This is a genomic window from Rhizobium sp. P1_E6, assembly GCF_056405875.1.
This window is the reverse complement of the sequence record NZ_JBFUBG010000112.1, coordinates 1-17946: the sequence shown is the minus strand read 5'-3', so window position 1 is coordinate 17946 and position 17946 is coordinate 1. Positions and strand designations below refer to the sequence as shown.

The window sequence follows — 17946 nt, the reverse complement described above, 5'->3', positions numbered from 1 at the left end:
CTCCAACGGCCATTTCGTCGGCAACGGATGATCGAAAACAAAAAAGCCCCGCGAGCCTGTTGGCTGCGGGGCTTATTGTGATCGGCTTCCGATCAGATATCGAGGTTTGCAACGCTCAGGGCGTTTTCCTGGATGAACTCGCGGCGTGGTTCGACTTCATCACCCATCAGGCGGGCAAACAGACCGTCGGCATCGGTCGCATCATTGACCTTGACCTGCAGCAGCGAGCGGACGTTCGGATCGAGCGTCGTTTCCCACAGCTGTTCGGCATTYATTTCGCCCAGACCCTTGTAACGCTGCATCGTCAGGCCTTTGCGGCCGCTGGCGAAAACCGCATCGAGCAGTGCGCGTGGACCGGAAATTTCCTGATCGCCGTCCCGTCGGCTGAGGGCCGGCGGAGTCTGATAGATTTCCTTCATACGCGGCGTGAGCTGGTCGATAAAACGGGCATCCTGCGAGCCGATCAGCGCCATATCGAGCACGATGACTTCCTTGACGCCGCGGACCATGCGCTCCAGACGGATACCCCCCTCGCTGGTGAGGCTGCCTTCCCAACCGCGCTCGGTTTCCTCGGCGATGATATCAAGCCGCCTGGCCACTTCGATCGCCAATTCCTGAGCGCGTTCGGCATTGCTGACCAGTTCGGCATTGAGCGCACCGGCTATAGCTGCCTGTTCGACGACCGCACGATTGTAACGCGAATGCAGATTGTCGAGCAGTGCGCGCAAGCGCAGGGCGTCGTGAATAACCTCGTTCAAATCCTGTCCAACGCGAACTTCGCCGCTGGCGAGCTTGAGTGCGGCATCATCCAGACCCTGACCGATCAAATAGTCTTCGAGTGCCTTTTCATTCTTGACGTACTGTATCGACTTGCCACGCGAGACCTTATAGAGCGGCGGCTGGGCGATATAGAGATGGCCGCGTTCGATCAGCTCCGGCATCTGGCGGAAGAAGAATGTGAGCAACAGCGTGCGAATGTGGGCGCCATCGACGTCTGCATCCGTCATGATGATGATCTTGTGGTACCGCAGCTTTTCAACGTTGAATTCGTCCTTGCCGATGCCGGTGCCGAGTGCGGTAATCAGCGTGCCGATTTCCTGACTCGACAGCATCTTGTCGAAGCGAGCGCGTTCGACATTCAGAATCTTGCCGCGCAGCGGCAGGATCGCCTGATTTTCGCGCGACCGCCCCTGTTTGGCCGAACCGCCTGCCGAGTCACCCTCGACGAGGAAAACTTCAGACTTGGCCGGATCACGCTCGGAGCAATCGGCCAGCTTGCCGGGCAGCGAAGCGATATCGAGCGCACCCTTGCGGCGCGTCAGCTCACGCGCCTTGCGGGCGGCTTCGCGTGCGGCGGCAGCTTCGACAACCTTGCCGACGAGAACCTTGGCCTCGCTCGGATGTTCCTCAAGCCAGGTGCCGAGGGCCTCATTGACGAGGCTTTCGACGACGGGACGGACCTCCGAAGAAACGAGCTTGTCCTTGGTCTGCGACGAGAACTTGGGATCCGGCACCTTGACCGAGAGCACGGCAGTCAGGCCTTCGCGGCAGTCGTCACCGGTGAACGTCACCTTTTCCCGCTTGGTGATGCCCGAAGTGTCGGCATAGGAGGTGATCTGGCGCGTCAGCGCAGCGCGGAAACCGGCCATATGCGTGCCGCCATCGCGCTGGGGAATGTTGTTGGTGAAGCAGAGCACATTCTCGTGGTAGCTGTCGTTCCACCACATGGCCACTTCGACGGTGATGCCATCCTTTTCGCCGCGGATCGCGACCGGCTTATCGACGAGCGGCTTCTTGGCGCGGTCGAGATAGGAGACGAAGGCCTCGAGGCCACCGTCATACATCATCTCTTCCTGCTTGATGTCGGAGTGACGCTTGTCGGTCAGCAGGATGCGGACACCGGAGTTGAGGAAGGCCAGCTCGCGCAGACGGTGCTCCAGTGTGCCATAGTCGAACTCCGTCATGGTGAAGGTGCCGGTGCTCGGCATGAAGCTCACTTCCGTGCCGGTCTCGTTTGGAGCCTCGCCCGTCACCTTCAGCGGAGCATCCGCGACGCCATGGGTGAAGCTCATCTCGTGGATCTTGCCCTGGCGGCGAATCTTCAGCTTCAGCCAGACGGAAAGCGCGTTGACGACCGAAACGCCGACGCCGTGCAGACCGCCTGAAACCTTATAGGAATTCTGGTCGAACTTACCGCCGGCATGCAGCTGGGTCATGATGACCTCGGCCGCCGAAACGCCTTCGCCAGTATGGATATCCGTCGGAATACCGCGGCCGTTATCCGTCACGGTCACCGAACCATCGGGATTGAGCGCGACGGTCACGATATCGGCATGGCCGGCCAGTGCTTCATCGATCGCGTTATCGACGACTTCGTAGACCATATGGTGAAGGCCGGAGCCATCATCGGTGTCGCCGATATACATGCCCGGGCGCTTGCGCACGGCATCAAGGCCCTTCAGGACCTTGATGGAATCTGCGCCATATTCGGTGTTTACGCCGTTTTCCGTCGCGGGTGCATCGGTCATTCTGTTGAGATTTTCCCTGTTGTCGTAAGCAACGGCGCGCCTTGCGAATCACCGGCTTTTTCAATGTCGAATATAGGTTTTTTGCAGCGAGTTCCCAATGGCAAGGCCCTAAAACAAGGCATAAATCAGGGGATTATGACGCTTTTCCGTCCCCTTTGCCGCCATTTTCAAGAAACGCGGATAGCCGGGCGATATCGGCGCTGTCAAGGTTGCGAATCCGCTTGGCAAGGCGATTGGCAAATTCGGTATATTCGGGCGGCAGGCCTGAAGTATCCACGATCACACGCGGATCGGAAGAGCCGGCAACGAGGAAGAGTTCCTCGGCCTCGTCCCAGATGATGTTGAAGTAACCAGCGATACGCTGCAGCAGGTCGAAACTCGGCACGCCGCGTTTTCCGTGCTCCAGTGCAGAGAGATAGGCCGGCGAAACATTCAGGGCGGCCGCCATCTGTTTCTGCGTCACGCCCTTACGGGCGCGCAGCTTGCGGACTGCCTCTGCAAACGGCGTCACGACATTTCCCCGGCGCGCCGGGAGAGGCGGATATAGAGCGCGCCCTCGCCACCATGATGTTGGGCCGCCGGCTCATAGGAAGAAATCAGAAACCGGAATTCCGRTTTGGAAAACCACAGCGGCACAGCGCGTTTCAAGGCGCCTTCACTGCCCATGGAGCTGCCCTTGCCGGTAATGACGAGGACGTGCCGCATGCCGCGCTCATGAGCCCGGATCAGGAAATCGAGCAGGAAGGAATGGGCTTCACTCTGCACCATGCCATGAAGGTCGATGCGCGCTTCGAGCGCCAGCTTTCCCTTGGCGATCTTGCGCTTGACCGGCCGCTCCAACGGATGGTGGACGCCCGATGGCTGTTTTGCAGGTACGTGTACTGCAGCTTGCTGGGGGACGGGTGAAGTCGTCTTCTGCTTTTCGGCCTTATCCCGCTCTACCGCCGCCTCGGCTTCCAGCAGGAAGGCGTCGAGCGCGGTCAGTTCATCCGTCTTTCCGGGCATGGGCCGGGTGCTGCGGGCAACCCTGCCCCAGAGAATTCTCTCGTCCGAGCTGAGCTTGCGGTCCTTCGCCATTAGCGGAACCTCGCAGCGGCAGCATTCGGAATGAGAATTGCAAAATCGGCATCGTTGCGCACCGTTCCTGCCAGTTCACCTGCAGCGTAACCCGAACCGGTAAAGATGTCGCCGCGTGCGGGGCCGACGATTGCTGAACCAGTGTCCAGCGCCAGCATCAGCCGTTGAAACGGCTTGCCGCCATCAAGATGCGTCAGGCTCTCAGAGCGGATGAAGAATGGAAAGCCGAAAGTATGGATCAGGCGATCGACGGCGAGCGAACGCCCCGCGATCAATGGCACCTTCGCCGCGGCGATCGGCCCCGTGCTCGGACTGTCCACCGGCGCTTCCCGGAAAAAGATATAGGAGCGGTTATGCCAAAGCGGTTCGTCGACCTGGTCCGGATGGGTGGCGAGCCAGGCGCGGATCGACTGCATGGAAATGTCCGCGCGATCAATTTCGCCACGGTCGATCAGCAGCTTACCGATAGCCGAAAAAGGGTGGCCGGCTTTTGCGGCGTAGGTGATGCGGTCGATCTTGCCGTCCGGATAACACAGGCGGGCGGCGCCCTGTACATGGACGAAGAAAAGATCGACCTTCGATTTCGCCCATGCAATCTCCAGACCGCGGCCCTCAAGGTAGCCCTGGTCGATGGCACGGCGATCCGGATAGTTGTCGATCAGACCATCACGCAGGCGTGCGAATGCATAAGAGCTGTCCAGCTCCGCGGGGCGGTTCTGATCGTCGAGGTCGATGAGATCGTCCGGGCGTCGATAAATCGGAAAACGGAAAGTCTCATCTGGCGTGCGGGAAACTTCGATTTCGGGTTCGTAGAAAGCGGTGACAAAACCACTGATGTCATCGGCCCGGACAATCCTGAATGGCTGACAATGCTTTTCGAAAAAGGCGCGCGCTTCCTTTGCCGAAGACGGATGAAATGTCTCCGCTTCCTCCAGCAACGGAAGGAGGTCGGCTGAAGTCAGCCCCAGCGACCCGGTGCGATAGGGTTTCGTTGCGGAAATATGCCGGCGACAGTCGGCCATGACTTTAAAAAGGCTGGAGGGATCATCATCCCCCCAGCCTTCCAATGCGTCGAAACTGACTGCCTGAAGGGCAAAGCCGGCCGCGTCACTCATGTTCCGATTCGGTCGCCACGAGTTTCCAGTTGGGATCGCGCGAGCGCGTATCGCGCGCGAAGGTCCAGAGATCGTTGACCTCGGCGACGTTCTCGGCGTCGCCGTCGATCAGCGCGTCGTTCTTGTCATAGGTGGCAGAGATTAACTGGCTGATGATGCGGATTGTGATCTGGGCCTCGCTGCCCTTGGTCTCGGCGTGAGTGATCTCCGCCTTGTCGATGCCGACGAAGGTGGACTTCATCTTCTCGCCCTTGTTTTCGCGATCGGTGATCGCCGCGTCGAAGCCGTCATAGACGTCACGGGAGAGAAGGTTCTTCAGGGTTTTCCGGTCACCATCCGCAAAGGCCATGACGATCATCTCGTAGGCCATGCGGGCGCCGTTCAGGAATTCCTTCGGATTGAAAGACGGATCGGACCTGTTGAGCGCGCGCAGAGATTCGTTCAGCGGCGTGCCGGCCGGCGCAAAAGCGTCAATTGCGGAGAAGCGCTCTTCCTCTTCGCCATTCGCATCGCGTCGCGGCAAGGTTACGACCTTGCCGKCATCGGCGGTATCGTTCTGCGCGGCGTCCCGTGGCGTATAGAGATCACGCGGCGGCTTCTCATTTCCCGTGCGGCGTCCAAGAACGGACCGGAGCTGAAAGAAAATCAGCACCGCCGCCACAAGAAAAAATAATGTAATGAAGTCGTTTGAACTCATATCCCGCCGCTATTCGCTGTTAACATCCCTGATTTCTACCCCCATATAGTCCGGCTACACGAATGATTCAAATCATGGCTGGTATCTTCGCCAGTGCCAAGAGGAGCCCGAGCACTCGGGATAGATAGATGCGCTTTTCCATGCTGCCGGTTTTCGTGCTGCTTCTGCCGCTTGCCGAGATCGCTGGCTTCGTGATTGTCGGCCGGGCGATCGGACTTGCGGCGACGCTGGCGCTTGTCGTGCTGGGCTTTGTCGTCGGCTCATTCCTCCTGCGACGGCAGGGCATCGGCATACTGCGACGCATGTCCGCCGAAGGCCGCACCGGCACCATGCCCGGACGCGAGTTGCTCGATCCGGCGATGAATGTTATCGCCTCGCTGCTCTTCATCATTCCGGGCTTTCTCTCCGATATTCTGGCGATCCTGCTCCTCATTCCGCAGGTTCGCAATCTGCTTTGGCGATCGATCGCCAAGCGCTTCGTTGTCGTCGGCACCGGTGGCACGGGATTCTCCGCGTCCTCGCGCCCGGATTCTCGAAGCCGGCCGGGCAAATCGAACGATTCAAAGGTGGTCGATCTCGATGAAGAGGACTATCATCGGGAACCGAACGGCAAGTCGCCCTGGTCCGGCAAAAAGCTCGGCGACTGATGCGGCGACGCATTAACCGCGGCGGAGGCCCAGGGTTGTAAGCCCATCCCCGAAATGTTAGATGGCGGCACCATCCAATGCCCCTCGAGGAAAATCCCATGGCAGACGACAACAACAGCAACGGTGCAGCGAGCCCGACCCTTTCGATCCTTGCCCAGTACGTCAAGGATCTCTCCTTCGAAAATCCGGGCGCCCCGCGCTCGCTTCAGGCCCGCGACAAGGCACCGGCGATCAACATCAATGTGAACGTCAATGCCAATCCGCTGTCCGATACGGATTTCGATGTCGTGCTTTCGCTGATCGCCGAAGCCAAGGAAGGCGACAAGACGGTATTCCATACCGAGCTCGTCTATGGCGGCGTCTTCCGCGTTGCCGGCTTCCCGCAGGAGCACATGCTGCCGGTTCTCTTCATCGAGTGCCCGCGGATGCTCTTCCCGTTCGCCCGTCAAATCATTGCCGACGTCACGCGCAATGGCGGCTTCCCGCCGCTGATGATCGATCCGATCGACTTCGCGCAGATGTTTGCGCAGCGCGTTGCCGAAGAGCAGACCCGTTCCAAGGTTCAGGCCGTTCCGAACTAAGCCGGTCTCACAGGCACTCAAATTCAAATGCCCGGGTTTTGCCCGGGCATTTTTGTTTTCAGTTGAGCTGATCGTATTTCGACCAGACCGCCTTCTGACCAAGCTTGGCGATCAGGGTGTCGTGGGCCTCGGCCTCCGCTTCGCTCAATCGCGGCGCCAGCGGCCGTGGCCGCTCGATGATGGCGGCGATCACAACCTCTTCCACCGAGACATCATCAGCGCGCTGTCTCGCGGGACCGGCAAGACCGAGTGCTGTCTGCCGGCCGCCGATCATCTCGATATAAACTTCGGCGAGAAGTTCGGAGTCGAGAAGGGCGCCGTGTTTCGTACGGTGCGAGTTGTCGATGCCATAACGACGGCAGAGAGCATCCAGCGAATTCGGACCCATCGGATGCTTGCGACGGGCAAGCGACAGGGTATCGATAACGCGATCCGGCAAGATTGGCGGCAAGCTGATCCTGGCTAGTTCGGAGTTGATGAAGCCCATATCGAAGGTAGCGTTGTGGGCGATCCATTTGCCATCGCCGAAGAATTCCAGGATCTGCTCGACGACATCGGCAAAAGGCGGCTTGTCCTTCAGGAATTCGTCTGTGATGCCATGAACGGCAAGCGCGTCAGGATGAACTTTCTGATCGCCCGGATTGACGAAAAGGTGGATCGTCCTTCCTGTCGGAAAATGATTGAAGAGTTCGATGCCGCCGATTTCGATGATGCGGTCCGTGCGGTTATCGAGGCCGGTGGTTTCCGTATCGAAAATGATCTCACGCATGCGGGGCTTCTTCCTTCGCTATCCGTCTTTTCAGGTCGGCGATGATCTCAGCCACCTGCTTTCTTGCCGCCTCAATTTCGTGGCTGGTATCCACGATATAGTCAGCTCGCCGGCGTTTTTCCGCATCGGGCGTCTGACGGGAGAGAATCATATTAAATTTCTCCTCCGTCATGTTCGGACGCGCAAGCACTCTTTCACGCTGAATCTGTGGATTGGCGCTGACGACGACGATGGCGTCGACCCTTTGCTCGGCGCCGGTTTCGAAAAGCAGGGGGATATCGAGCAGCACCATGTCCACGCCCGCCTGCTGYTGCCGGTCCAGGAATTCACTTTCGCGCTTGCGCACCAGCGGATGAACGATCTGTTCGAGCCGTTTGAAACCGTCAGGATTCTGCGCGAGCTGTCGGCCAAGTTCCTGACGGTCAACGGCACCGTTTTTCATCGTGCCGGGAAATGCGGCATCGACCAGGGGAGCTGCCTCGCCGGCATAGAGATCATGGACGACAGCATCGGAATCGTTGACCGCGACACCGGCTTCGGCAAAGAGCTTCGCCGTCGTCGACTTGCCCATTCCGATGGAGCCGGTGAGGCCGATCTTCAGCATCAGTGTTTTTCCATATCCGCGATGATCAGCGCGCGCAGCGTTTCATCGACGACCGGCCGTTTGCCAAACCATTTTTCAAACCCCGGCACGGCCTGATGCAGCAGCATACCGAGACCATCGACGATGGCGAAACCTTGTTCCTCCGCCTGGGCGAGGATCGGTGTTTTCAGCGGCACGTAGACAATGTCGGTGACCACGGCATCCGAGGCCAGCGGCGAGAAGTCGATCACGGGCGCTGCCTCGCCATCCATCCCGAGAGATGTGGTGTTGATGAACAGCCCCGCGCCTTTCATGACTTCACCAAGTGCGGCTGTGGGATGAGCATGGACCTTCGAACCGAAGCGATCGGCCAGTTCTCTCGCTCGYTCGACGGTGCGATTGACGACGTGGATTTCTCTGAAGCCACGGTCACGGACGGCCTGGATGACCGCACGGCTTGCGCCGCCGGCGCCGAAGACAACGACCTTATCATGACCGTCCCAGCCGGGGTGGCGTTCGTCGAGATTGGCGGTGAAACCGCGACCGTCGGTGTTGGTGGCAAGAAGTCTTCCGTCCTCCAGCCAAAGCGTATTCGATGCGCCGAGTTCGCCCGAGAGCTCGTCCGGCCGGTCGGCAAGTTTGAAGGCCAATTCCTTGTGAGGGATCGTGACGTTGCCGCCGACAAAACCGGCGCTGCCATCCCGCAAGGAAGTGATGAAATCCGCAAAGGCTTCCGGAGCGACCTCATGGGCTCGGTAGCTGCCAGGCAGATCGAGCGTTTTCAGCCAATGGCCATGGATCAATGGCGAGCGCGAGTGCTTGACGGGAAAGCCAGTGACAAACGCTTTCGGCCCATGTGTTTCACGTGAATCATCCATCGATCGCTTCCAGTTCCCGGAGTTTTGCAAGAAGGGGTAACATCGGCAGGCCGAGGATCGTGAAATAATCGCCGTCGATCTTCTCGAACAGCTGGATCCCCTCCCCCTCCAGCTGATAGGCACCGACACTCGCCAATGCCTTTGTACCGACGCRCTGCAGATGACGCGTGATGAAATCATCTGTCAGCGGGCGCATCGTCAGTACGGCATGTGCAACATGCCGCCACAAGACTTCTTCGTTCCGGACAATTGCGATTGCGCTGTTCAGGCGATGCGTCTTACCCGCGAGTACACGGAGATGATTGGCAGCATCAGCCATATCCTTCGGCTTGTGAAAGACCTGGGGACCGAGCGACATTGTCTGGTCCGAGCCGATGATTAGCGCGCCACTGAAGCGCCGGCTGACGTCGTTCGCCTTTGCTTCCGCGAGAACGAGTGCCACCTCATCCGGCGTTGCGCCCGATTTTTCCAGCCGAGCCTCGATTGCCCGTTCGTCGATTTGGGCGGCATGCGCTTCGAAAACCAGACCGGCATTTTCCATCAGCATCCGCCGGAACGGGCTCGACGATGCAAGAACGAGCTTCGGTGTCATTAATTCCTCGGCAGCGATTCAGTTGTTCAGCGCTTAACGCAGCTTCGGCCGCAGGGCAACGATGGCCGCTGCCGTTTCCTCTATCGAGCGTCGCGTCACGTCGATCATCGGCCAGTTATGCCGGGCGCAGAGGGAGCGCGCATATTTCAGCTCCTCCGAGATTGCCGCGCGATCGGTATAGTGCTCGCGGTCGAAACCGGGTGTCGTTCCGAGCAGACGATTTTCGCGAACTTGAGAAATACGGTCGGTGGTGGCGATCAAGCACACGACAAGAGGTTTGGTCGCAGTCAGCAAACCCTCCGGCAAAGGCACGCCATAGACGATCGGTATGTTCGCTGTCTTGATGCCGCGGTTTGCGAGATAGATGCTAGTCGGCGTTTTTGACGTACGACTGATGCCGACGATGACGACATCAGCCTCATTGTAATCCTCATGCACCTGACCGTCGTCATGATCCATGGTGAAGTTCAGGGCTTCGATACGGGCGAAGTATCCGGCGTTCATGACGTGCTGTGCGCCGACACGGCGCCTCGATGGCGCACCAAGATAGATCTGGAATGCACCAATGACCGGCTCCAGCACATTGACCGATGCCACGCCCATCTCTGCGCAACGCTCATCGATGAGGGTTGCGAGTTCCCGGTCAACGATTGTGTAGAGCACGATGCCGGGCTCATTGTCGATCGCCTGGAGGACCGGCATCAGCTGTTTGCGATTCCGGATCAGCGGATAGACATGTTCGATTGGCTGGCTGGACTTGAATTGCGCCGATGCAGCGCGGCCGGCAGAGATGAGAGTCTCTCCCGTTGAGTCAGAAATCAGATGCAGATGGAAGAAGTTCGTTCTGTTCTCCACGCTATTTTCCGTCACCTGTTGAAAAGACTGGATGGCGAAGAGCTAATGGGCCGGGGTGGACCGAGGCAAGGGAAAACCTGCCTCCTTATCCACATTCGGGTTTTTGCGATGTCATATCTTCGATGCTTGTGGATGACGGGGACGATATCGATATGTCCTACATTCATCCACAGTCTATCCACAGAGTGGGTTTCAAACCGGTGTCGACGAAGCCTCTGGAATCTTTTCAGGATTCGAATTTTCCATAGTTTTTGAAACGATAGGCGATTTTTTATTCGAGTTGTTCCGGGCTGCGTGACAATTGGCGTCGGCGGTGGATGGATTTTAATCCTTGATAGACACCGACTCTAAGAAATAGAAACCTTTTAAAATATCTTTGATTTTTTATAGGGAAGAAGCGCTTGAGCGAAACGCGCCGGAAAATTATGCGGGTTCTCGATGGTGAGACCCTCACGCCCCCTCCCCTCTGGTTGATGAGGCAGGCAGGTCGTTATCTGCCGGAATACAGGCAAACACGCGCCAAGGCAGGAAGTTTCCTCGATCTCTGTTATTCGCCCGACTATGCGGTGGAGGTCACGCYTCAGCCGATACGGCGCTATGGCTTTGACGCAGCCATCTTGTTTTCCGATATCCTGGTCATCCCTGATGCGATGAAGCGCAATGTGCGCTTTACCGAAGGGCATGGTCCGGAAATGGATCCGATCGATGAGACAGGCATCGCCGGACTGGATGGAGAATATGTCGTCGATTATCTGCAGCCAGTCCTGGAGACGGTGAAGCGTCTGAGGGACGAGCTTCCTCCAGAGACGACGCTCCTCGGCTTCTGTGGCGCTCCCTGGACGGTTGCGACCTATATGATTGCCGGTCACGGCACCCCGGACCAGGCGCCTGCCCGTCTGTTCGCCTACAAGCATCCGCGCGCGTTCGAGCATTTGTTGATGCTGCTTGCCGATGTCTCCGCCGACTATCTCGTGGCGCAGATCGATGCCGGCGCCGATGCAGTCCAGATCTTCGATTCCTGGGCCGGCGTTCTTGGCGAGAGGGAATTCGAAGCCTTTGCTATCCGTCCGGTTGCCCGCATGATTGCTTCGATCAAGGCGCAGCGACCGCAAGCGCGGATCATCGCCTTTGYCAAAGGTGCCGGCTACCAGCTGAAGACCTATCGGCAGAAGACGGGCGCAGATGCGATCGGGCTCGATTGGTCGGTCCCGCTTGCCTTTGCGGCCGAGCTGCAGAAGGACGGACCGGTTCAAGGCAATCTCGATCCGATGCGTGTCGTGGCGGGCGGCCGTTCGCTTGAGGATGGTATCGATGATATTCTTCAGGCGCTTGGAAACGGGCCGCTGATCTTCAATCTCGGTCATGGCATTACGCCACAGGCGGACCCGGAGAATGTGCGCCTGCTTGTCGAGCGCGTGCGTGGCGCTGGGGTTGCGTGATGGAAAAGCAGACGGATCAAAAACCGGGTGCCTATGCCCGCCGGCGTGCCCATTTTGCGCTCGCCTTTTTCGCTCTTCTTGCAGTCGGCCTCTTCGTCTGGAACCCCGACAATCTCTATCTCTGGATCAAGGCGCTGCATATCATCGCCGTGATCTCGTGGATGGCCGGGCTTTTCTACATGCCCCGCCTTTTCATCTACCACACGGATGCAGAACCCGGTTCGATTCAATCCGAGACCTTCAAGGTGATGGAACGCCGGTTGCTCAAGATCATCATGAACCCGGCGATGATGCTGACCTGGATCTTGGGCCTTTATCTTGCCTGGTCGGTTTATGATTTCCAGGGCGGGTGGCTGCATGCAAAGATCGGACTGGTTGTTCTCCTGACAATCGTGCATGTCTTTTTCAGCAGGGCTGTGCTGGCCTTCGAGCGGGATGAAAACCGTCGTTCGGCGCGTTACTGGCGCTTCATGAATGAAGCGCCAACGGCCCTGATGATCCTCATCGTCATCCTGGTGGTGGTGAAGCCTTTTTGAAGCCCAGGAGTTGCTGAAGTTAAATTTCAGTCATTTTAAGCAGCCCCCTTGCGGGCGGGGTTCTGACTCGCTATTTTCCGGCCACCTCATCTTCGTGGCATGTGTGTAGAGTTCAGTCGCCTGCGAGCCCTTTCGCAGTACCGAAAACGACCCAACATCGCCTTTCCCCTTATAAAATAACGAGTATTGGTCACTTCATGGCTGAAATGAAGCTTCAGGAACTTAAGAGTAAATCCCCGACGGATCTTCTGGCTTTCGCCGAATCGCTCGAGGTCGAGAATGCGAGCACGATGCGCAAGCAGGAGCTCATGTTTGCAATCCTCAAGGTTCTTGCCAGCCAGGACATCGAAATCATCGGCGAAGGCGTCGTTGAAGTCCTGCAGGATGGTTTCGGGTTCCTGCGCTCCGCAAATGCTAACTATCTTCCCGGTCCTGACGATATCTACATCTCCCCGTCCCAGATCCGCCGCTTCTCGCTGAAGACCGGCGATACTGTCGAGGGTCCGATCCGCGGTCCGAAAGAGGGCGAACGTTATTTTGCGCTCCTGAAGGTCAACACAATCAACTTCGACGATCCGGAAAAGATCCGTCACAAGGTTCACTTCGACAATCTGACGCCGCTCTATCCGAACGAGCGCTTCAAGATGGAACTGGATGTCCCGACCACCAAGGATCTTTCGCCTCGCGTGATCGATCTCGTGGCGCCTCTCGGCAAGGGCCAGCGCGGCCTGATCGTTGCTCCGCCGCGTACGGGCAAAACGGTTCTCTTGCAGAACATCGCTCACTCAATTACCGCGAACCATCCGGAATGCTATCTGATTGTTCTATTGATCGATGAACGCCCGGAAGAAGTCACGGACATGCAGCGGTCGGTCCGCGGCGAAGTCATTTCTTCCACATTCGACGAGCCGGCCGTCCGCCACGTTCAGGTCGCCGAGATGGTGATCGAAAAGGCTAAGCGGCTCGTGGAACATGGCCGCGATGTTGTCATCCTGCTCGACTCGATCACGCGCCTTGGCAGAGCCTACAATACGGTCGTACCTTCTTCTGGCAAGGTTCTGACCGGTGGTGTTGACGCAAATGCGCTGCAGCGCCCGAAGCGCTTCTTCGGTGCGGCACGTAACATCGAAGAAGGTGGTTCACTGACCATCATTGCGACGGCTCTGATCGACACCGGCAGCCGTATGGACGAAGTCATCTTCGAAGAGTTCAAGGGTACCGGCAACTCGGAAATCGTTCTTGATCGTAAGGTCGCGGACAAGCGTATCTTCCCGGCAATGGATATTCTCAAGTCCGGCACACGTAAGGAAGACCTGCTGGTTCCCCGTCAGGATCTGCAGAAGATCTTCGTTCTCCGTCGTATCCTTGCCCCGATGGGCACGACCGATGCGATCGAATTCCTTATCGACAAGCTGAAGCAGACGAAGAATAATGGTGACTTCTTCGAGTCGATGAATACCTGATTATTAGCCGGATTCTTCGGATCGAGGCTGGTGAGTCGTTCGTGCGACCGCCAGCCTTTTCTGTTTTGAATTGATTCGGAAACGAACCGATAGGCCGCACACAATATGGAAATGTGGAACGACACCATATTCGCTCTCTCCAGCGGTGCTCCTCCGTCAGGCGTATCTGTCGTTCGTGTCAGTGGAGCACAGAGCCAGGAAATCCTTCAGAGACTGATCGGGGAGATCCCGTCACCGCGAAATGCTGCTTATCGAACGATTCGGACTCGGAACGGTTTGCCGATCGACGCCGGACTGGTCCTTTTCTTTCCTGGTCCAGCTTCTTTCACCGGTGAAGACTCTGTGGAATTCCAGATACATGGTTCAAGAGCGGTCATATCGGCTCTCTTGGGCGAATTGGCAACATTTCCCGGGACCCGGCTAGCAATGGAAGGCGAGTTCAGTCGTCGCGCATTCGAAAACGGCAAGCTTGATCTTGTTGAAGTCGAAGGTTTAGCGGACCTAATCGCGGCCGAGACCGAAATGCAGCGTCGTTTGGCGCTCGAGCAGAGCTTAGGTGGTTTGTCGCGCCTATACGATTCGTGGGCGGAACGAATTACGCGCTCTCGCGCTCTGATCGAAGCGGAACTTGATTTTCCGGACGAGGATGACATCCCCGGATCTGTTTCCGACCAGGTCTGGGCGTCGTTAATGGAGCTGCGCGGGCAGATAGAGAATCATGTTTCCCATGCCGCAGTAGGAGAGATTGTCCGCGACGGTTTTAAGATTGTCATTGCGGGCGCGCCAAATGCAGGCAAGTCCAGCTTGATGAACTGGTTTGCTCAACGGGACGTGGCAATCGTCACTGATATCGCCGGTACGACACGCGATGTGCTCCATGTTGATATCAATCTGAACGGCTATCTGGTGAGGCTCTACGACACCGCGGGGTTACGAGAGACAGCCGATATCGTCGAGCAGGAAGGCGTCAGGAGAGCACATGTTGCGTTGGGCAATGCCGATCTCGTCGTCTTTTTGGCGGATATGGGATCTCCATCGCCGATAGATCCTTCCGACTTGGAGCGAGCATCGTCGCATGTTATTGTCGGCACCAAGCGAGACCTATATCCTTCCGCTGCCTTATATGACCTTCAAATTTCGACAGTGACGGGTGACGGCCTACTCGAGCTTCGGAGCTTTGTTTCTTCCTTCATCGAGCAGAAGTTCGGAGGATTGTCTTTGTCTGTACCCACCAGGCAGCGACACAGAAATTCGCTCTTTGAATGTTTGAGTGCTTTGTCGATGGCGATTGATCAGACGGGCCAGAGCTTGGAGATCAGAGCGGAGTCTTTAAGACTTGCAGGCGATCATCTGGGGCGTATTACCGGACGGGTTGACGTTGAGGATCTTCTTGGCGTGATCTTCTCGGAATTCTGTGTCGGAAAATGATTCACGTGGAACAATATTCGTCGAGGTCGCGAATAGTTTCACGTGAAACCTTTTGTGGAGTTGCGCATGAGCGCCAATAATTTTGATGTGATAGTAATCGGCGGTGGTCACGCTGGATCCGAAGCAGCTGCGGCTGCGGCGCGGATGGGTGCAAAAACCGCTTTGATCACGCATCGACGCGATACGATAGGTGTCATGTCCTGCAACCCGGCCATTGGCGGTCTGGGTAAGGGACATCTGGTTCGTGAGATCGACGCCATGGATGGCCTTATGGGCCGAATCGCTGATGCTGCCGGCATTCAATTCCGGATGCTGAATAAGAAAAAGGGTGCAGCGGTTCGCGGTCCACGCACGCAGGCGGATCGAAAGCTCTACCGCCTGGCGATGCTGGAGGCGATTGAATCCATCGCGAACCTTGAAGTTGTCGAGGGCGATGCGTTCGATCTCGATGTGAAGGAAAATCGAGTCGCTGGCGTAATAATGCAGGATGGGAGGCTCTTCTCGAGCCCTTCGGTTGTCATTACCACAGGAACGTTTCTGCGGGGCCTGATCCATATCGGAAGTGAAAAGACTCCCGCAGGCCGCACTGGAGAGCCGCCTTCGACTGGACTTTCAGCGACACTTGGTCGATTGGGCCTGAAGTTGGGTCGACTGAAGACCGGAACTCCTGCGCGGCTAAGTGGAAAGACGATCGATTGGGATTCGGTCGGGCGCCAGGCGGCGGATGAGGAACTGGTCCCCTTTTCTTTCATGACGGATCGCATTGTGAATCCGCAGGTCGAGTGCGGCGTGACGCGGACGACCGAGGCAACGCATCGTATCATCGTCGAGAATCTGCAAAAATCGGCGATGTATTCAGGGCAGATCGAAGGTGTTGGCCCTCGTTATTGCCCTTCGATTGAGGACAAGCTTGTTAAGTTTGGGGAGAGAGACGGTCATCAGATATTCCTGGAGCCAGAGGGGCTGGATGACGATACCGTTTACCCGAACGGGATTTCTACCTCGCTTCCCGCCGACGTGCAGGCGGCGTTCATCCATACAATTCCCGGCCTCGAACGCGTAGAGATTCTGCACCCCGGCTACGCCATTGAATATGACCACGTTGATCCGCGGGAGCTGTCGGCCACATTGGAGGTCAAGAAGCTTCCGGGTCTTTTTCTGGCCGGCCAGATTAATGGGACAACGGGCTACGAGGAAGCTGGTGCGCAAGGGCTCGCGGCTGGCCTTAACGCGGCACTTTCGAGCAGCAACTCAGCGCCCTTTGTCTTCAGTCGCACCAACTCCTATATCGGTGTGATGATTGATGATCTGACATCGCGCGGTGTTACGGAACCGTATCGAATGTTCACTTCACGCGCGGAATATCGGTTGACTCTTCGCGCAGACAACGCCGATGCACGGCTTACGCCGGTTGCACTTGAGCTTGGATGTATTTCCGCTGAGCGAAACAAGCGGTTTACCGACTATCGGGAGATGCTCGATAGCGGCCGGTCGCTGCTTCAGTCGTTGGCGGTGACGCCTACCGAAGCCCGCAAAGCTGGTCTTAATCTAAACCTGGATGGTCAGCGCCGTAGCGCCTATGAACTTCTTTCCTACCCCGAGTATGGCCTGGGGGACCTGGTCAGAGTGTGGAACGACCTAGGCTCTTTCTCCAAAAGGGTGGCGGAAGCACTAGAGATTGAGGCGAGCTACTCGGTTTATATGGATCGCCAGGCAACTGCTATCGAGATACAACGTCGAGACGAGAATCGATTGATCCCCGATGGCTTTGATTACAGCACACTATCGGGACTTTCAAACGAGCTGAAAAACAAGCTTGGCGCCCAAAAGCCTTCGAATATCGCGCAAGCTATGAAAGTGGATGGCATGACGCCAGCGGCAATTTCCCTCTTGTTGGTGCATATTCGTCGTCGCCCGGACGGCGGTAAGCATGTTGCGTAGTGACTGCACGGTTTGAGAGTCGGCTGGAATGGAATTAAACGGATTGCGTGTTTCACGTGAAACACAGGAACGGCTACAGCATTTCGCTGATCTCTTCACGAAATGGGCCAAGGCGATCAACCTTGTGGCTCCATCGACCATGGGGGATATGTGGAGCCGGCATATCTCAGATAGTGCTCAGATATTCCAAATCTCCCCTCACCCTCAAAACTGGGTCGATCTTGGAAGCGGCGGTGGCTTTCCCGGCATAATTACGGCGATCTTTCTGGCTGAGCAGCAGGGTGGCTGGGTCCATATGGTGGAAAGCAATAATAAGAAGGCAGCATTTCTGCGAACCGCTCTGCGAGAAACCGGCGCACGAGGCGAGGTGCATGCGATCAGAATCGAGGATGCAGCAGCGGCAATACCCGCTTGCGATGCCATTTCCGCCCGTGCACTGGCTGATCTCGATAAGCTGATCGAATATGCTGCGCCCTGGATGGTCGGTAAGGAAAATACCCGCGCTTTTTTTCACAAAGGGCGGGATTACCAGAGGGAAACCCAGAAAGCGCGTGGTCGCTGGGTCTTCGATCTGCTAGAACATAATAGCGCTGTTGAGCAAGATTCTGTAATTCTCGAAATATCGAAGCTCCAGCGCTTGTTTTAACAAATTGGATAATGCGGCAATGGCTGGCGAACGTAATCGGATTATCACCATAGCAAATCAAAAAGGTGGCGTGGGGAAAACGACCACCGCGATCAATTTGGCCACCGCTCTCGCTGCCATCGGCGAGCGGGTTCTAATTATCGATTTGGACCCACAAGGCAATGCAAGCAC

The 17946-nt window shown here is 57.1% G+C and carries 19 protein-coding genes; 9 read left to right on the top strand and 10 right to left on the bottom strand.

Annotated elements, in window-relative coordinates; all coding sequences use genetic code 11:
- Nucleotides 1-92 precede the first annotated feature (92 nt).
- The 5 genes from gyrB to AC1D35_RS31290 all read right to left on the bottom strand — a co-directional run bounded on the left by gyrB (nucleotide 93) and on the right by AC1D35_RS31290 (nucleotide 5417).
- A complete protein-coding gene (gyrB, locus tag AC1D35_RS31310; RefSeq protein ID WP_477941736.1) occupies nucleotides 93-2528 on the bottom strand; it encodes a DNA topoisomerase (ATP-hydrolyzing) subunit B in 2436 nt (811 codons plus the stop codon).
- Between the two features lie 133 nt (nucleotides 2529-2661).
- Complete coding sequence (locus AC1D35_RS31305; RefSeq protein WP_113308160.1) at nucleotides 2662-3039, bottom strand: helix-turn-helix domain-containing protein; 378 nt, start codon at nucleotides 3037-3039, stop codon at nucleotides 2662-2664.
- On the bottom strand, nucleotides 3036-3605 hold the full coding sequence (locus tag AC1D35_RS31300) for a Smr/MutS family protein (RefSeq protein ID WP_477941734.1): 570 nt from the start codon (nucleotides 3603-3605) through the stop codon (nucleotides 3036-3038). The genes AC1D35_RS31305 and AC1D35_RS31300 overlap by 4 nt, the downstream gene beginning before the upstream one ends.
- A complete protein-coding gene (mltA, locus tag AC1D35_RS31295) occupies nucleotides 3605-4720 on the bottom strand; it encodes a murein transglycosylase A (RefSeq protein WP_113308162.1) in 1116 nt (371 codons plus the stop codon). Before mltA ends, AC1D35_RS31300 begins: the two co-directional genes overlap by 1 nt.
- Entirely contained in the window at nucleotides 4713-5417 is a 705-nt protein-coding gene (locus AC1D35_RS31290) for a Tim44/TimA family putative adaptor protein (RefSeq protein WP_477941732.1), read from the bottom strand. Before AC1D35_RS31290 ends, mltA begins: the two co-directional genes overlap by 8 nt.
- A gap of 128 nt (nucleotides 5418-5545) precedes the next feature.
- Between AC1D35_RS31290 and AC1D35_RS31285 the strand changes: the two genes are divergently transcribed.
- Both AC1D35_RS31285 and secB read left to right on the top strand, forming a co-directional pair.
- The gene (locus AC1D35_RS31285; protein ID WP_477941731.1) at nucleotides 5546-6064 is read left to right on the top strand and encodes an FxsA family protein; all 519 of its coding nucleotides are present in this window, start codon (nucleotides 5546-5548) and stop codon (nucleotides 6062-6064) included.
- A gap of 98 nt (nucleotides 6065-6162) precedes the next feature.
- The gene (gene secB, locus AC1D35_RS31280; RefSeq protein ID WP_113300843.1) at nucleotides 6163-6645 is read left to right on the top strand and encodes a protein-export chaperone SecB; all 483 of its coding nucleotides are present in this window, start codon (nucleotides 6163-6165) and stop codon (nucleotides 6643-6645) included.
- A 58-nt stretch (nucleotides 6646-6703) separates the two neighbouring features.
- Here secB and dnaQ read toward each other — a convergent pair whose 3' ends face one another.
- From dnaQ to AC1D35_RS31255, 5 genes are read right to left on the bottom strand one after another with little or no spacing between them, the layout of a single operon-like run.
- The gene (gene dnaQ, locus AC1D35_RS31275; RefSeq protein ID WP_113310249.1) at nucleotides 6704-7414 is read right to left on the bottom strand and encodes a DNA polymerase III subunit epsilon; all 711 of its coding nucleotides are present in this window, start codon (nucleotides 7412-7414) and stop codon (nucleotides 6704-6706) included.
- The gene (coaE, locus tag AC1D35_RS31270; RefSeq protein WP_113310248.1) at nucleotides 7407-8018 is read right to left on the bottom strand and encodes a dephospho-CoA kinase; all 612 of its coding nucleotides are present in this window, start codon (nucleotides 8016-8018) and stop codon (nucleotides 7407-7409) included. Before coaE ends, dnaQ begins: the two co-directional genes overlap by 8 nt.
- Nucleotides 8018-8875 (bottom strand): shikimate dehydrogenase, encoded by an 858-nt coding sequence (locus AC1D35_RS31265; RefSeq protein WP_113310247.1) that lies wholly within the window; start codon nucleotides 8873-8875, stop codon nucleotides 8018-8020. Before AC1D35_RS31265 ends, coaE begins: the two co-directional genes overlap by 1 nt.
- Nucleotides 8868-9467, bottom strand: a complete 600-nt coding sequence (locus AC1D35_RS31260) for a Maf-like protein (protein WP_477941728.1) — start codon at nucleotides 9465-9467, stop codon at nucleotides 8868-8870. The genes AC1D35_RS31265 and AC1D35_RS31260 overlap by 8 nt, the downstream gene beginning before the upstream one ends.
- 33 nt (nucleotides 9468-9500) lie before the next feature.
- On the bottom strand, nucleotides 9501-10322 hold the full coding sequence (locus AC1D35_RS31255; protein ID WP_113310245.1) for a pyruvate, water dikinase regulatory protein: 822 nt from the start codon (nucleotides 10320-10322) through the stop codon (nucleotides 9501-9503).
- A 401-nt stretch (nucleotides 10323-10723) separates the two neighbouring features.
- Here AC1D35_RS31255 and hemE point away from each other — a divergent pair, with 401 nt between their 5' ends.
- The 7 genes from hemE to AC1D35_RS31220 all read left to right on the top strand — a co-directional run.
- The gene (gene hemE / locus AC1D35_RS31250; RefSeq protein ID WP_477941726.1) at nucleotides 10724-11761 is read left to right on the top strand and encodes a uroporphyrinogen decarboxylase; all 1038 of its coding nucleotides are present in this window, start codon (nucleotides 10724-10726) and stop codon (nucleotides 11759-11761) included.
- Nucleotides 11761-12297, top strand: coding sequence for a protoporphyrinogen oxidase HemJ (gene hemJ, locus AC1D35_RS31245; RefSeq protein ID WP_113310244.1), 537 nt, complete (start codon nucleotides 11761-11763; stop codon nucleotides 12295-12297). Before hemE ends, hemJ begins: the two co-directional genes overlap by 1 nt.
- 197 nt (nucleotides 12298-12494) lie before the next feature.
- Entirely contained in the window at nucleotides 12495-13760 is a 1266-nt protein-coding gene (gene rho / locus AC1D35_RS31240; RefSeq protein ID WP_113300835.1) for a transcription termination factor Rho, read from the top strand.
- 105 nt (nucleotides 13761-13865) lie between these two features.
- The gene (gene mnmE, locus AC1D35_RS31235) at nucleotides 13866-15188 is read left to right on the top strand and encodes a tRNA uridine-5-carboxymethylaminomethyl(34) synthesis GTPase MnmE (RefSeq protein ID WP_113310243.1); all 1323 of its coding nucleotides are present in this window, start codon (nucleotides 13866-13868) and stop codon (nucleotides 15186-15188) included.
- A gap of 66 nt (nucleotides 15189-15254) precedes the next feature.
- A complete protein-coding gene (mnmG, locus tag AC1D35_RS31230) occupies nucleotides 15255-17129 on the top strand; it encodes a tRNA uridine-5-carboxymethylaminomethyl(34) synthesis enzyme MnmG (protein ID WP_113310242.1) in 1875 nt (624 codons plus the stop codon).
- 28 nt (nucleotides 17130-17157) lie between these two features.
- The gene (gene rsmG / locus AC1D35_RS31225; protein ID WP_113300832.1) at nucleotides 17158-17775 is read left to right on the top strand and encodes a 16S rRNA (guanine(527)-N(7))-methyltransferase RsmG; all 618 of its coding nucleotides are present in this window, start codon (nucleotides 17158-17160) and stop codon (nucleotides 17773-17775) included.
- A gap of 19 nt (nucleotides 17776-17794) precedes the next feature.
- Nucleotides 17795-17946, top strand: a 152-nt coding sequence (locus AC1D35_RS31220) for a ParA family protein (protein ID WP_477941739.1), incomplete at its 3' end; no start/stop codon positions are given.

Coding starts and splice junctions, on each gene's coding strand:
- mltA (WP_113308162.1), bottom strand. CDS start 4,720: ATGAGTGACGCGGCCGGCTTTGCCCTTCAGGCAGTCAGTTTCGACGCA.
- AC1D35_RS31285 (WP_477941731.1), top strand. CDS start 5,546: ATGCGCTTTTCCATGCTGCCGGTTTTCGTGCTGCTTCTGCCGCTTGCC.
- secB (WP_113300843.1), top strand. CDS start 6,163: ATGGCAGACGACAACAACAGCAACGGTGCAGCGAGCCCGACCCTTTCG.
- dnaQ (WP_113310249.1), bottom strand. CDS start 7,414: ATGCGTGAGATCATTTTCGATACGGAAACCACCGGCCTCGATAACCGC.
- hemJ (WP_113310244.1), top strand. CDS start 11,761: ATGGAAAAGCAGACGGATCAAAAACCGGGTGCCTATGCCCGCCGGCGT.
- rho (WP_113300835.1), top strand. CDS start 12,495: ATGGCTGAAATGAAGCTTCAGGAACTTAAGAGTAAATCCCCGACGGAT.
- mnmE (WP_113310243.1), top strand. CDS start 13,866: ATGGAAATGTGGAACGACACCATATTCGCTCTCTCCAGCGGTGCTCCT.
- mnmG (WP_113310242.1), top strand. CDS start 15,255: ATGAGCGCCAATAATTTTGATGTGATAGTAATCGGCGGTGGTCACGCT.
- rsmG (WP_113300832.1), top strand. CDS start 17,158: ATGGAATTAAACGGATTGCGTGTTTCACGTGAAACACAGGAACGGCTA.